General features: G+C 55.6%; 11 protein-coding genes. 6 read left to right on the top strand and 5 right to left on the bottom strand.

The window, feature by feature from the left end; all coding sequences use genetic code 11:
• Positions 1 to 117 precede the first annotated feature (117 nt).
• Positions 118 to 1,167, top strand: coding sequence for a 3-oxoacyl-[acyl-carrier-protein] synthase III C-terminal domain-containing protein (locus VK738_09430; protein HTD22862.1), 1,050 nt, complete (start codon positions 118 to 120; stop codon positions 1,165 to 1,167).
• A gap of 46 nt (positions 1,168 to 1,213) precedes the next feature.
• The gene (locus VK738_09425) at positions 1,214 to 2,782 is read left to right on the top strand and encodes an iron-sulfur cluster-binding domain-containing protein (protein ID HTD22861.1); all 1,569 of its coding nucleotides are present in this window, start codon (positions 1,214 to 1,216) and stop codon (positions 2,780 to 2,782) included.
• Between the two features lie 400 nt (positions 2,783 to 3,182).
• On the opposite strand, the gene VK738_09420 is transcribed toward VK738_09425, so the two are convergent.
• From VK738_09420 to VK738_09405, 4 genes are all read right to left on the bottom strand, one after another.
• Positions 3,183 to 3,617, bottom strand: coding sequence for an SMI1/KNR4 family protein (locus tag VK738_09420; GenBank protein ID HTD22860.1), 435 nt, complete (start codon positions 3,615 to 3,617; stop codon positions 3,183 to 3,185).
• A gap of 486 nt (positions 3,618 to 4,103) precedes the next feature.
• Positions 4,104 to 4,298, bottom strand: coding sequence for a hypothetical protein (locus tag VK738_09415; protein ID HTD22859.1), 195 nt, complete (start codon positions 4,296 to 4,298; stop codon positions 4,104 to 4,106).
• A 582-nt stretch (positions 4,299 to 4,880) separates the two neighbouring features.
• Positions 4,881 to 5,888, bottom strand: a complete 1,008-nt coding sequence (gene egtD, locus VK738_09410) for an L-histidine N(alpha)-methyltransferase (GenBank protein ID HTD22858.1) — start codon at positions 5,886 to 5,888, stop codon at positions 4,881 to 4,883.
• 1 nt (position 5,889) lies between these two features.
• The gene (locus tag VK738_09405; protein HTD22857.1) at positions 5,890 to 7,170 is read right to left on the bottom strand and encodes an SUMF1/EgtB/PvdO family nonheme iron enzyme; all 1,281 of its coding nucleotides are present in this window, start codon (positions 7,168 to 7,170) and stop codon (positions 5,890 to 5,892) included.
• Positions 7,171 to 7,553: 383 nt separating this feature from the next.
• Here VK738_09405 and VK738_09400 point away from each other — a divergent pair, with 383 nt between their 5' ends.
• The 3 genes from VK738_09400 (at position 7,554) to VK738_09390 (ending at position 8,854) form a co-directional block, all read left to right on the top strand.
• The gene (locus VK738_09400) at positions 7,554 to 8,021 is read left to right on the top strand and encodes a GNAT family N-acetyltransferase (GenBank protein HTD22856.1); all 468 of its coding nucleotides are present in this window, start codon (positions 7,554 to 7,556) and stop codon (positions 8,019 to 8,021) included.
• Positions 8,022 to 8,156: 135 nt separating this feature from the next.
• Complete coding sequence (locus VK738_09395; GenBank protein ID HTD22855.1) at positions 8,157 to 8,381, top strand: hypothetical protein; 225 nt, start codon at positions 8,157 to 8,159, stop codon at positions 8,379 to 8,381.
• Complete coding sequence (locus tag VK738_09390; GenBank protein HTD22854.1) at positions 8,378 to 8,854, top strand: GNAT family N-acetyltransferase; 477 nt, start codon at positions 8,378 to 8,380, stop codon at positions 8,852 to 8,854. Before VK738_09395 ends, VK738_09390 begins: the two co-directional genes overlap by 4 nt.
• 53 nt (positions 8,855 to 8,907) lie before the next feature.
• Here VK738_09390 and VK738_09385 read toward each other — a convergent pair whose 3' ends face one another.
• Positions 8,908 to 9,405: a hypothetical protein gene (locus VK738_09385; GenBank protein HTD22853.1), complete on the bottom strand. Its 498-nt coding sequence runs from the start codon at positions 9,403 to 9,405 to the stop codon at positions 8,908 to 8,910.
• A gap of 407 nt (positions 9,406 to 9,812) precedes the next feature.
• On the opposite strand from VK738_09385, the gene VK738_09380 reads away from it, so the two are divergent.
• Positions 9,813 to 15,504, top strand: a 5,692-nt coding sequence (locus VK738_09380) for a hypothetical protein (protein ID HTD22852.1), incomplete at its 3' end; no start/stop codon positions are given.

The raw sequence follows: 15,504 nt of genomic DNA, 5'->3' as shown, positions 1-15,504 counted from the left end.
CATTTCAATTAGTTCCCCGATGCCAGGCCCGGGAGTCAACGGCGGCAAATAACAAATAGGAGCGAAGCAAAATGGGGCGGGCATGGGAACCATAAAGGCCTCTTTCCAGCTATCGATATGAGAATTGTCAGCGTCGCAAGCGCGCTTCCACAGCACTATTATTCGCAGGCGGAAATCACCGACGCTCTCAAGGCACAATGGGCGGGCGAACTCAGCAACCCACAAGTGCTTGACCGCTTGTATCCCCGAGCGGGCGTTCAAGGGCGCGCCTTATCGCTCCCCTTGGAGGATTACAAGCGGGGTTACACCTGGGGCGAGAGAAATACCACCTGGTTACAGGTTGCCCAATATCTCGGCGAAGCGGCCATCGGCAAAGCCCTGGCTGCGGCGGGTGTTTCCAAAGATCAACTGGGCGCATTTTTCTTTGTCTCGGTTACGGGAATTGCAAGTCCATCCGTAGACGCGCGTCTCATCAATCGCATGGGGCTTTCTGCCAACATCAAGCGCGTTCCTATCTTCGGGCTGGGCTGCGTCGGCGGGGCAGCCGGGATTGCGCGTGCTGCCGATTATGTAAAAGCCCACCCCGATGAAGCCGCGGTCCTGCTTTCGGTGGAATTATGTTCACTGACCTGGCAACGGGCTGATGTTTCGGCCGCAAACGTGATCTCGTCGATGCTCTTTGGTGACGGGGCGGCGGCTGTGGTTGTTTGCGGCCGAAACATGAGTCACTCTGGCCCCGAAATTCTTGCAACTCGTTCCATCTTTTACCCAAACTCCGAGGAGTTGATGGGTTGGGACATTTCCGAAAACGGCTTCCGCATTGTGCTCTCCCCGGATGTTCCCAAGATAATCCTCGAACATTTGGGCAAAGACGTGGATGAGTTCCTGGGCGCACAAGGCTTGTGCAGATGCGACATCAAAACATGGATCATGCACACGGGAGGACCTAAAGTGCTCGAAGCCACTGAGTCGGCCCTAAAACTTCCCAAGGGAGCGCTTGACGTCTCATGGAATTGCCTGCGGAAGGCCGGAAACCTTTCTTCTGCCTCGGTGTTGTTGGTGCTGGAAAACTTTATGACAAGCAAACGTCCTAAATCGGGAAGTTACGGTCTGCTTGCCGCCATGGGGCCCGGTTTCTGTTCGGAACTGGTTCTGATTCGCTGGTGAAAGCATCCTCTACGCTGCCGGCATCTCTCGTGAGGTCAGACTCCCAATGCATACATCTCTGAGTGTCGCCTTGAGCTCTCTTTTCGTGCTCCTGGGCGGATTCAATACCTGGCTCATGCTTGGAACTCGTGGCAGTTCCAAATCAAATCGCCGGCTGTTGGTTCTGGCCCATCGTATCGCCGGATATCTCTTCATCGCGATTTACTCCGTCATGCTCTATTACATGATCTTGAGAATTAAAGGCGCTGTGGACGAGCTGCCTCCGCGCATTACCGTGCATATGGTGCTGGCTCTTCTGTTGATTCCTCTGCTGGTTATGAAAATCCTTGTCGCACGCCACCAAAAGGGCCTGCACGGCGTTCTTCATGCCCTCGGCATCGCGATTTTCGCAATTTCTTTTACGTTGGTAACGTTGAATATCGTCTGGCATGTGCTTCGCTCAGCAACCGAGCGGCCGGTCTCACCTGTAACTTCCGCCATTGTTCTCATTTTTATTTTTGCGTTATTTGGGGTGTTGTTGCTGAGAGAACCTGGAAACGCCACCCTTCATCAAACTGTGGTTCATCCCATTGAACACGAGCACGCCGATGGTCCGGCCCAGGCCATTGCCGATCACGAGCCGAAGGGCTTTCCGCTTATCCTGTCACGAATCCAGCGGCAAACCCATGACTCCAAGACCCTGCGCTTCATCGTTCCGCAAAATATGAGGTGGTCGGCCCGCGCAGGCCAGTTCCTGACTTTCGAATGGATGATTGACGGCAAGCGAGTAGCTCGCTCCTACTCCATCTGTTCATCTCCTACACAAACCGGATACGTCGAGATTACGCCCAAGCGGATGCCAAATGGTTGCGTCTCGATATTTCTCAATGATCGTGCACATCCTGGACTTGTGGTCACGGCGCGCGGTCCCTATGGTCAATTTTGTTTCGATGCGGAAAAACATAAGCGTATCGTGCTGATCGCCGGCGGCAGTGGTATGACTCCTATGATGGCAATGCTGCGTTATATTGACGATCTTTGCCTGCCGGTGGAAGTTACATTCATTTATTGTGTCCGCACCCAGGATGATGTCTTCTTCAAAACGGAACTGATGGAACTTCAGGGGAGCCTGAAGAAATTTCGCTACATCCTGGTCTTGTCACAACCCGATTCTCATTGGAAGGGACTCAGCGGACATTTAAATCGGCAGGTGATCGAAAGCAATGTTGAGAACATCGCAACCGCTACTTTCTTTCTTTGTGGTCCCCCGCCATTTATGGAAAATGCCCGAAAGATTCTCCAATCGCTGGCAGTAGACCCGGCGAACATAAAGCAAGAGAGCTTTGGCAGCGCCCGGCAGATTATGCAAACCGACCTTCTCCAGATTGATTTTGTTCGCTCAAACAAGACGTGCCCCAGCTCGGGGACGAGAACCATCCTGGAAATCGCTGAAATGAACGGGGTGAACGTGCCTTACGGTTGCCGCCAAGGCCAATGCGGAACATGTGCAACCAGATTATTGGCAGGGGAGGTTCACATGGAGCGAGAAGACGGATTGGGGACAGAGCTCAAAGCGCAGGGCTACATACTCCCGTGTGTAAGCCGGGCGCGTAGTGACATCCAGATGGATGCTTGAAACCTGCAATGGTTTGACCAGAACCCTGTGCTGTTTTCAGAACGGAACTTCAGGAGATTCTTGCCTACGCTTTACAAAAATGTACAAAGGCGGTGTTTGGCGTTACCGACTGCGCCCTGTAGGAAATTCTGGCAACTTTGGAGGCTGACCTTTCGGTGATAGCAACTGAAGGTGATGAAATGAAGCGGCGGGATTGCCGGAAGCGTTTCAGTCCCCAGGGCATGGTCAGAACTTTATATTAATGCGCCGTGGATTTTCCACTGCCAAGACGACCCCCCACCCTTCGCGAAATGCGCCACGTTGTCCAGTCTCATGACATCCTTTACAAAACGTCTCGGGACATCCTTTACACTCCCAAAATGCGCGAAAGGGTGGGCTACCCGGGCCGTGAGACAACGTCTCATCCCCCGTACGTTCGGCGCCTCTCAGGATCCTCGACATCGCGTCGGATCTCCTCCATGTACTCCCGGAACGTCGGGTTGTTTTGGGTGACGCTGTGACTCTCGTGCTGCCAGAACCAGAGCCCGCGCTCGCCGCCATCAGCATGAACAAACCAGTAATCCCCGCCGCCATTCGTCCCGACCACGACGTATCGGTCAGGCCACGGGATCTCGTCGGCTTCGCTCTCCCCGATCGTCATGACATCCGACGTCTCGCGCGCCAGTTGGTTCTCGCAAATAATCTCGTCAGCGTTGACCCACAAGGGCGCGCGGAACGGTAGCTCTCTGACAATACGTTGCGCCTCGTCCGCATCTGACAATAGGAATTGCCTGTAGTCACTCGGCAATACGACTCCGAGAGTCTCTTCGATTCTGCGAATATCGCTCTCCGTCACTCGCACCCCGCCAACTCGCTAGCGTCCGTCGAACACGCTAATAGACTGACCAGTCTAACCGGATAAGACTCGTTTGGATACTCTGGGCTTGGCGAGAGCTTGTTTCAAAAAATGGCTTCGCGAACTGACGAAAGGACAAACCTCAGGGGCTGAAGCCCAGGACTAATCATAAAGAAACTAAACGCACGGCTGAAAGCCGTGCTCTTCCACGGTAGTTCGTACATCCATCGCCGCACCGAGAAAGAGTGTGCCTCTGACGAACGCAGAGCAGAAAGTTTCGGCACAAAAGGGATTCCTCCGCTACGCGTCGGAATGACAAGAAAACAGAGTTTTTCCGCAACCTCTGCGGGATGCGCGCCTGCCTTCGGCACGGTCGAAATGTCAGCGTAAGTTATTGAAAACAGGCAACGTCGAAAAACCGCTGCATTTCATCACTTTGGGTGAGCCCTCAGGGGCTCATCCCGGACAGAGTGGAATTGTTCATTTTCAACAGCTTAGCGGCACGACTAAAGTCGTGCCCTGGTACACGTCTTTACGCTGGGCGTCTAGCGCGACTGGCTCGGTTTCGTTGACCTGGCGCGCGTGTTGAATCGGCTCAGCCTTACGATCGACCAGCACAATCATCGCTGGCGAATCACGATGCCGGATATCGCGCCTTCTGCTGCGCCATGACAAATTCATGATGAGGCAGTGAATCAATCGTGAACGGTTTGCGCCGGAGACGGTGATCGACGCCGCTGGGCGACGAAGCCGCCGCATGCACCGCCCACGAGTTTCAGCGCGTGGGCCACAATGTATGCGAAGGGTTCGGGCTGCGCGCGTCAAGACGACATAGATCAGCGCCGCGACCACTCCCACCAACGTCCCATGCAGAATGAAACGGGATTCGATCCGTCGACCCACCCAGAGCGCTCCCAGAAAGCACATGACGAAGGATCCGGGGGGAAGCAGTGTAATGCAGGAAATTCTCGCCAAGACGCAAGCCGAGAGGAACAATCGCGAGAATGAGAGCCAGTTCCGCGAGCAGCCCGCCGAGCAAAATTCGTCCCCAGTGGATTCTTGTGCTGCTCATTACCCTACTCCCGTGCCGCATGTAGAACGATCGGCGATTATAGCAATAGGCGCTACATATTAGCCTTTGAATGAATGTCGATAGCGACTGCCGTTTCCTGAATCAGCGTTGATCTGCGTTCATCCACGGCAAGCCGGGACAGGTCTGCGGCGAGTTTTTTGTTTTTGGCTGAGCGCTGATTGCTAGATCATCTACTCGACTACCCACAAATTCTCAGCGAAGGGCCACTCTTCATCAATCCACTGCGCTTCACAAATGAAACCGGCGTGCACTGCCATCTGCGACAGTTCATCTGGCATGAACTTGTGCGATGACTCGGTCCATATGGTCTCGCCTTGCTCGAAGGAAACGCGGCAGTCTGCGCCTGGGATGGTGACGACCTGGCTTGCCAGCGAGCACAGATGCATTTCGATTCGCCGCTCGCTTGCGCACCAGCGCGCCTCATGACTGAAGTTGCTGAGATCGAAGTCCGCTCCCAGCTCGCGATTGATTCGGGCCAGAAGGTTCAAGTTAAACGCGGCAGTGACTCCCGGCGGATCGTCATAAGCTTCGAGCAACTGGGGCACTGGTTTCACCAGATCAGCGCCCAGCAGCAGTGCGTCTCCGGGCTGAAGGTGGCTTCGGACCTGCGCCAGAAAAGCAGCCGCCTCGTCGCGCTCGAAGTTGCCAATGCTGCTTCCCAGAAAGAGCACCAGCAGGCGCTCCCCGCGGGAACGGTATTCGGCAATCCGCTCTAAGCCCTCTTCATAGAAACACTGCAGGGTGCGAACTTGCGCCCCTGGCACTCCGGCAAGCTCATGGCTGCAGCGCTCTAGGGCAGTCAAGGAGCCGTCAATGGCGTAGTAAGTAAGCGGACCTTGCAGCTCGCTGATGGCTCGCAGAATTGGCTTGGTCTTGCGCCCGCTTCCGCTGCCCAGTTCAGCCACGATGAGGTCGGGGGTCAGGCGCAGCGCGAGCGTCTCGGCATTGCGGCGCAACAGGCGCTCATCGGCGCGGGTGAGTCCGTATTCGGGTAGCAGCGTAATTACGTCGAAGAGCGCGCTGCCAATCTCATCGTAGAAATACTTTGCCGAGAGCTTTTTGGGAAATTTGCGCAGTCCTTCGCGAACATCGGTGGCAAACTGCTCAATTACGTTGGCAGTTTTTAGGCACGGGGCTTCGGTTGTTACTACTCGGGGTGTCAGTAAGGTTGCTGGCATCTTAGTTTTCCACGACTCGGAAAGTTGTGTAGGCATAGGGATAATCCCGGCGAAACCAATTGCGAAAGCTTGGCCGAATCAGGCGGGTGTCGGTTGCGCACGACGCGCCCTTCAAAACAAAATGATCATTATCAAAGAAGTTTGCTGAATACCCCGGATACGACGGGGATGCTGCGAAACCGGGAAATGGCTTGAACAAGCTTCGTGTCCACTCCCATCCGTTACCGATAAGTTGCGAGATTCCGAATGCACTGTCTCCCGCTGGGGTTGCGGTAACGGAAACCAAATCAGCGTTATGGAAGCTGAAGTTCCCAAAATGGGCACCGGCTGGTTCGTTTCCCCAGGGAAAAACTTGCTCGCCTTCCCGCATTCCAAAAGCGGCGCGATGGAACTGTTCTTCTGTGGGCAGGGATTTTCTGGTCCATTGCGCGTAGGCCTCGGCCTGCGACTGCGTGACATAAACCGGCCAGTCCAGCGGGAGCGGTACTTCGGCATTCATGCCGCGATAGGACCATTGATCGTTACGACAAAGCCAGTAATGCGGCGGCTCGCCGCCGGCTTTTACGAACTCCAGGTACTGGCCGTTGGTGATTTTGTGCTTGCTCATGGCAAACGCGGATACATCCCGCGTGTGTTGCTCAAACTCGTTGTCCCAGCCAAAGCCATCTTCGTGCTTCATGCCCAGGGTTACGGTTCCCGCGCTGACTTCCATCATTTGCAGTTGTGGGCTTTTTTGATTTAAAGACGGACCGCTGCCGGCAATGCTCTCGTTCTCTAAGATTTTGCGGGTGTAGGGTAGGTTGTGCAGGATGTAGGTAAATGTTTCGGCGTGCATGAGGCGGTGTTCGAGCGCCATATCAATCATCTCTGCGGGCGCTGCTTCCATCGCGCTGTCGAGTTTCTTGCGCACCGCTTCTACGTACTGGCGGGCATGATCGACGGATGGCCAGTCGCTGGGCTGGTCCTGGGGAAGCTGGCCGACCGGCGGATCAATCCCGAAGGCAAACAGATTGTCTAACTCTTCACTGATGGGGTTGGACCCGAGGCCGTTTTTTCCTATGAGGTTCCAGTCGAAGGCTTCCAGATGTCCCATGTAGAAAAGAATCCGGTGCCGCTCAGGGATAGGCCTGTCGAAGTAAGCTTCAGGGCGCACCCGGCGGAAGAGACGATCTGTCAAAGCGCGCACCCGGGCCATCTCTTGGCGCTGGTTCGGGGCCGATTTTTCGGAACGCGACTTTGTTCTCGTGGTGCTGGTGGGCGGCGTGATGACGGTAGGTGACATAGGCATGTATCCTCGTTGCGTCCGCTTTAAATAAGATGATTCTTCCGTGATTCCGTTGCAGAATGTACGAAATATTTGCGCCCGTTAGATTTGCCGATACAGCCAGGACTTATAGATGCCAAAGTTATGGAGGATGATTCTCAATATCACCCACTCAAGTTGCCGTGCATAATGCTAAGCTTGTGCCTGCTGTAAATCAAAGGCTTAAATAAAATAATTTGAACTTCCCCCATGCCTATCTTAAGATGCGTATTTACAGGAATTTAACAAAGATACGGCAATTTAGTAAGTTACAGGTAGGGATTTCGTCTCGAAACGCGTTCTCAAAACTGATCCACTGTATCCGGGCCCCCCAAAAGTTACAATGAAAGCCAAAGAATTCTATGAATGTACACCTGCGTCCGCAGCAGCCCGGGGACGATAATTTTGTTTATGGCGTCTACGCCAGCACTCGCCAGGAAGAGGTCTCCAAGTGGGGATGGGATAAGCCCCAGCAAGAAGCATTCCTGCGCATGCAGTTTATGGCGCAGACCCGCTGGTATGAAGCCGCCTACGCCGGGGCCGAGTACCAGGTTGTTCTCCGAGAGGAGCAGCCCATCGGACGAATGATCGTACTTCGCGGCCCACAGGAATTTCATCTTATAGATATTTCTTTGTTGCCGGAACATCAGAGCTGCGGAATTGGCACCGAGCTGCTCACCGCACTCATCATCGAATCCCGGCAGGCAGGCGTGCCGCTGCGGCTTCAGGTGTTAAAAGGGAACCGGGCGGTTAATCTTTACCAGCGCCTGGGCTTCTCCAGGTTCGGCGAAGATGAAATGTACTACCGCATGCAGTTGAATCCCGGGTAAACTGCGGAAACCGAAATTGATTTTCATCATACTTACAGGCGGCCCTCAATGACGGACAATCTAAGCAGCAAGATTTTTTCCGAACATCTGAATTCAGAATTCAAAATATTACTGCCAAACTCGGAACCATTAACGTTGCGTCTGACCGAAGTCAACGAGCGCAGCACTGCACCGCAACAGGAACAATTCTCGTTGTATTTTCGTGGTCCGCATACGCAGCGTCTGCAACAGCAGATTTACCGGCTGGAACACGAAAAGATCGGCTCCCTCGATCTTTTTATCGTGCCCATTGGCGTTGACCAGGAAGGCATGCAGTATGAGGTGGTCTTCAACCGGTTCCGCAAACCGGAGAGCCGGTGAGCGATCCGCAAAAGATTACGTTGCGTCCCGTGCAAGCCGACGACGAACCTTTTCTTTTGCAGGTATATACCAGCACGCGCGAGCAGGAGTTGTCTTTAGTCCCTTGGAATGAAGCCCAGAAAGAGGCTTTCGTCCGCATGCAGTTTGAGGCGCAGAAGCGTCACTATGACACACAGTTTCCCGGTGCAACCCACGATATTATTTGTCAGGATGAAAAACCCGTTGGCCGCATCTTCCTGGCCAGATTGCCTGAAGCTTTCCACATTGCCGATATCACTGTGCTCCCGCAAAGTCGCAACGCAGGAATCGGATCGTATGTTTTAAACGGGATTATTCGCGAAGCCACCCAGGCCGGCAAGCCCGTGAAGATTTACGTTGAGAACTTTAATCCTTCATTGCGTCTATTCGAGCGCCTGGGGTTCCGCAAAGCTGAAGAAAAAGGATTTCACTTCCTAATGGAGTGGAAGGGCTGACGGAGCGGAAGCGGGCAGGCCACTTCCGTTCCAGTCTGATCAAATTCCCACTCTCACCGCGGCACATGGCAAATGATCGCCGTGTACGTTGGTACACGCATACCACGTCTCGGCGGACCTGCGGGAACGATAAACAGTGCAATCTTGCCCACCCCGCCCTCGAAAACGTATGTGCCTTGGCTCAGCGCAGTACCTGGTTGTCCCCGAAAGCGAAGGGCATACGTCTCCGTTTGCGTTGTTGATGCAGACGGATTTCGACCCAGATTTTGCATTCCCACGTGAAGACCTCTGACGGGAGTTGCTACTTTGGTCTCGTCATCGACTGCGATAAGGGTAAGAAATACTGGTCTTGGTGAGGCATGCACCTGGAACCTGGTACCGATGTGAGGACGAAAAGTGTCAGCGCTCATGTACTGCAGAGGAATTTCTTGTGCTGCGTTAAAGGAAGGGATCCCGGTCGCGAGGGCCTTGTTGGCCGCTTCGAGCGGCGCAATGGCTGACGCGACAACAAGCCCTCCCATTCCAACGAATTGTCGTCTGGAAAGGGTCATCTATTCTCCAAGTTTGGAATACGGGGGGAGTGAACCTACTAACTGTAACTCTTATTGTGTTTTGTTTCAATATGAAAATTTTCCGGCATTGGGAAGAATGTGTAAAAATCTCGAAATTTTCTTGACAAATCCATGAGGCAAGGGCAGAGTAACAAAGCAGAACCAAGCACATTAGTACATTGCAGCAATAATCACCTCTGGCTCCCCCCAGGATTAACTACAAAGTTAACCAGAGTTTCGGCCCCTTGCATTGATACCGGGAGAAAGCAGTCTCACGCCAGTTTTATTAAATTCATGATCCCTCTGGCGATTGGGATTTCTGGAAGAATCAGGGGCCCGCAACAAAGTCATACCAGGTCACACGCACTACTTTCTACTGAAATGCATTTTGCAGGGAGATTGATCCTTTGAAATATTTACACCGCTCCAATCGTCCTACTTGGGCGCGGGTGAGTTCCCCCGTCTTCGTCTTTACATTCATCCTTTGCGCGCTAATTCTGGCTGGATTTCCCGTCTCTGTCGGCTCGCACCTCTACGCTCAGGGCAATCAGAAAATTTGGCTCCAGGATCCCCAGCCTCTGGCGGTGACCGCTGACTCTCCCGCCATAGGTGCGCCCACGCGCGCCGCCCAAGCTTTTGCTGCCAGCCAGGTGCAGCCGCTAACCCTGGCGAAGGGGCGCTTTTATGAGGAGGATGGAATCGAAGGTCTGGCGGTCGGTTATGCAACTGCCGGAGGCGGAGCTGTCGCCGTGTATCGCGGCAACCTGGATGCCTTCGCGCCACAGAGCGAGGAATCGTTTCGTGCCATTGGAGAGAGCCGCTTTCCTTCACCCTTTTTGCCGAACGCGCGGCTTTTTGAATTGCCGCAGCGGCCCGACTTCCTTGCTACCGGCGATTTCACTGGAGGCGACCATCTCGACATCGTAGCTGCCACGAAAGGCAGCAGCGCGCTTTACATTCTGGCCAATGACGGGCATGGAAATTTCACGCCGTATCCGGTGTTTACGCTGCCAGGAATCGTGACCAGCCTGGCCACGGCAGAACTTGATCCACATCAGAATTCCAGCCAGATCATTGTGGCCATTGAACGGCCGCAGGGACCGGCATTGCTGGTATACAGCACTTCCGCCAGCGGCTTATATCTCATTGGTGCATATCCGCTGCAGGCTCCGGCAACTGCCCTGGCAGTCGGCAATCTGGATGGAGATGCGATCGCAGACGTGGCCGTTGTTTCCGGCGGCAATCTCTTTATTCTCCACGGCAGAAATTTGACGCCGGCGGGAAATCTCACGCAGGGCCTGGAACCAGTGCCGTTGCCGTTCTCTCCGGTTGCAATTGCCCTGGGCTCATTCATTTTTGATCGCGACAACCGCTCGCAGATGGCGCTACTCGCCTCTGATGGCAGCTTGAATATTGTTGCGCGCAACGGCTTTGACGCGACCCCATGGAGCCTGGAAGAAGTCAGGGCCCGCAGGCAGAGATTGCTGAACGGAGAGCCTGACCCCTATGTGGAGCAACAGAAGACTTACAGGCCTGACACCTGGAAGGTGATTGAGAACATGCCGGCTGTGGCCTCATTGGGCAATTCCGGTGTGGCGCCCGTTCTCATGCGCACCCACATTACCAACTATGGCGCTGATGATTTGACGGTGCTGGATTCCAGCACAGGGCAGATGAACGTCATCGCTCATGATTTCCATTCCATAGAAGACAATACCTTGCCGCCGGGTACATTCCCGCAAGGTGTGCGTCTGAGCCGGCCGTATACCGCTACGTCTCCGGTTGCCGCGATTCCTATGCGCGTCAATGTGGATGGACGTCCCGGAGTGATTTCACTACACAAGGACCAGATGGCGCCTTCGGCCATGATGCCCACTCCCGATCCCACGTTCTTTCCCAATCGCTTTGATGACATAGCGCCTAGAGGCACGGGCGTAACCTGTCTCAACACCGGCGGCGTTGATGGATCTGGCGACTGTACGTTACGCGAGGCCGTTATCAAAGCCAACGGCGACAACATCAGTTTGCAGGCTGGGACCTATACGCTCACCATTGCCAAAGTCGCCAATGACTGCACCGGTAGTTTTGGCGCTCTGTCGGTGGACCGCACGATGAATATCACGGGCGCCGGGCAGAACTCCACCATCATTCAGGCAGGAACAGCCAGCTACAATCCAGGACCGGCCAATGGCGTTGACATGGTAATGAATGTCAATGAGGACCTCGGAACAGGAGCCTGTCCAATTACGAACGCCAGCGCCAGCCTCTCCAATCTCACCCTCCAAAACGGGCACAATCGCGGCACGCATGGCAACGATGGTGACGGTGGCTGCATGGAGTTTGACACCGGCTCAAGCGGGGCGGCCAACCTTACGCTGACCAACGTCACGCTACAGAATTGCGACACCACCCAGGGAAACGGCGCCGGACTGGCCAACTTCAATTTCACCGTTCCTGGCAACGGGCTCGCGACCATCACCAACAGCATCATTCAGGGCAACAAGGGAGCAGATAGTGTCGGCGGCGGCTCCGTCGGTGGCGGGATATGGGTGTCCTTTCCTTCGCGTATGTTAATGACCAACACCCAGGTCATCAACAATAGCGTGCCCATCGGCGTGGGTCAGGGTGGTGGTCTTAATATTTTTTCCAACGTGTCCGGCTCCAGGCAAACGATTATTCACTCGAGCACCATCTCCGGCAATCAGGCCAACGGATCGGGCGGCGGAATCTGGGCTGCCGCGAATCTGCTGATCGACCAAGGCACCATTATCAGCGGCAACACGGGCGGCATCGGTAACCTCGTGAACCAGAAAGACGGCGGCGGGCTCTTTCTGAATACGAAGAACCCCGACTCGGTCACACTTAGCAAAATCACTATCACCACTAACCATGCCCCGAACGGCAATGGCGGAGGAATTTCGGTAGGCAATCTCAGCGCCGGCTTTGGGACTCTGAATATGAGTTTCAGCCGCTTGGCGGGCAACACTGCGCTCTTAGGAAGCAACCTCAATAACATTAACGGTACCGTCACTGCAACCAACAACTGGTGGGGCACCAACGCGGCGGCGAGCACGGTAAACAACACCACGACTACAGCTACGATCGATCCATTCATCGTCCTGACTCATAACGCGACTGCAGCAATCATTCGTATTAATCAGAGCTCGACGCTGACTGGAGACATGAGCAAGGACAATCACGGCAACGGTGCCGCCCTGGCCGGCAATCTGAATGTGATCGTTGGCTTACCCATCACCTTTGACGCTCCCGTTTTGGGAACCATTCCTCAGGCCCAGCCGGAAACACTGGCCAACCCTGTGCCCACGGCCACGGCGACCTTCAATGCGGGTGGTGTATCAGGACGCGGCTCGGCCCATGCGACCGTGGACCAGGCGGTCGTCTCGGCCAACTCCAATCTCATTGCGACCGCCACTGAGGTGGGTACAACAGTTACCATCACCACCGTTGGTGCGCACAATTTCACGGCAGGCCTAGGCGAGACGGTCGTTATTTCCGGTGTCGGCATCGGTGGCTATAACGGTACATTCCCAATCCTCGCTACACCCACAGCAACAACTTTTACCTACACGGCTGCGGGGGGTCTGGGCGCGTCAAGCGGAGGCTTGGCCAATGTCGGCATCATCATTCTGCAGCCGCCCTCCATCACCAAGAGCTTTGGCCCGAACCCGGTCGCGGTGAATGCTGCCAGCACCATTACCTTCAGCATCACCAACGCTAACGTAATCGCAATTGACTCCAGCTTCACCGATACTCTGCCGGCCGGCATGGTGGTTGCCACCACACCGAGCGTCGTCAACGCCTGCGGAGGCACGGTGACCGCAACCGCGGGCACGGGCACGATCAGCTTTGCCAATCCGGCTTTGCCGATTGGCACGTGCACCATCAATGTGAACGTGCAGGCCTCTCCCGACAACGTCTACAACAACAGCGTCACCATTGATTCCGCCAATGCCGGCAACGGCAACACCGCTTCCGCGAGCCTCACGGTCATCAATCCGCCGCATATCGTCAAGGCTTTCGGCGCCGCCTCGATTCCGCTGAACGGTACCACCAGCCTGACGTTCACCATTGACAGCAACAGCAACCAGAACCTGACGCTGACCGGTGTCGCGTTTACCGACAATCTGCCGGCAGGCCTGGTTGTGGCCACACCTGGTAATCCAACTACCAACTGCGCTGGCGGAACAGTGACTGCGGTCGATGGGTCCTCGACTGTCAGCTTGAGCGGCGCCAGCGTTGCTCCGGTCTCTTCGTGCACCGTCTCAGTAACGGTTCAGGGAACAACCGCAGGCGTGAAGAGCAACAGCGTCACCGCCACCTCCACCAATGGCGGGACCGGCAACACCTCGATCGCAAACATCACAGTGGTAGGCCCTCCGACCATCAGCAAGGCCTTCAATCCCACCAGCGTTGCGTTGAACACCAACAGCACCTTGAGCTTTACCATCACCAACCCCAACACCGCCAGCGCGCTGAGCGGGGTAGCCTTCACCGACAACTTGCCTGCGGGCGTGGTAGTGGCGGCGACACCCAACATAACCGGCTCCTGCGGTGCTGGCACGATCACGGCGGTAGCGGGAAGCAGCACCATCACCCTCTCCGGTGGGACGCTGACCGCGTCACCGGCGGCCGGATCATCGTGCACCTTCTCGGTGGACGTGACAGGGACAATTGCAGGGAGCAACAGCAACACTACAGGCGCAATTACTTCGACCGAAGGCGGAACGGGCGCCACCAGCAACACCGCGGTCCTGACCGTAGTAGCGTCGCCTTCGATTTCCAAGGCTTTCGGCGCGGCCACGATTCCGCTAAACGGGACGACTTCGCTGACCTTCACCATTACCAATCCAGCAGCCAATACGGTTGCCGAGACCGGTGTTGCCTTTACGGATACCTTGCCGGTCGGCCTGGTAGTAGCGACGCCGAACGGGCTAACCAGCACCTGCGGCGGCGCAGCAACCGCAGTAGCTGGATCCACCAGCATCAGTCTGACGGGCGGGACTATAGCAGTGAACACCTCCTGCACCGTGGTCGTGAACATAACTGGAACAACAGCCGGCCAGTACCTCAACACCACAGGTCCGGTTAGTTCTACCAACGGCGGTAGTGGCGGGACGGCTTCAGCTAGCCTGACGGTGGTCGCGCCGCCGACGATCAGCAAGGTCTTTAGCGCACCGCTGCAACCCATCGGTGGTTTGACTACTTTGACCTTTACCATTCAGAACCCCAACGCGACCGTGGCCCTGACTGGGATTGCGTTTACGGACAACCTGCCCGCTGGCTTGATCCTTGCCAATCCGCCGAACGCGAACAGCACCTGCGGTGGCACTACGACTGCGGTTGCGGGGGCGACATCCGTAAGTTTGTCGGCTGGCACGCTTGCGTCCAGCGCTTCCTGCACGGTATCCGTAGACATAACCAGCACAACGGCTGGGGTGAAGAACAACAGCGTACAGGTGACTTCAACCGAAGGCGGCACGGGTAATACGTCGAATGCCACGATCACGGTTACATCACCGCCGGTGATCATCAAGGCGTTCGGTGCGGCCTCGATTCCGCTGAACGGCGTGACTTCGTTGACCTTCACCATTCAGAACAACAACACCACGACCACGCTGACCGGCATCAGCTTCAGCGACACGTTACCGGCGGGGCTGGTGGTCTCTACGCCCAACGGTCTGACGGGCTCTTGCGGTGGTGGAACAATTACCGCCACGCAAGCTACCAACGTCATCAGCCTGACGGGTGCAACTCTGGCGCAAAGCACCTCGTGCACCTTCGCGGTGAATGTGACCGGCATAGCGGCGGGCACGCAGAACAACACCACGGGCAACGTCAATTCGAATGAAGGGGGTGTGGGCGGGACAGCTTCAGCCAGCATTAACGTGGTAGGGCCACCTTCGATTGCCAAGGCGTTTGGAGCAGCGGCGATTCCGTTGAACGGCACCACGTCACTGACATTTACCATTACCAATCCGCCGGCCAATGCAGTGGCCGAGACCGGAGTAGCTTTTACTGACACGTTGCCGGCAGGACTTGTGGTGGCCACGCCCAATGGGCTGACCAATACCTGCGGCG

Source organism: Terriglobales bacterium (assembly GCA_035487355.1).
GTDB lineage: Bacteria > Acidobacteriota > Terriglobia > Terriglobales > Acidobacteriaceae > QIAW01.
This window is presented reverse-complemented; position numbering and strand designations above follow the sequence as displayed.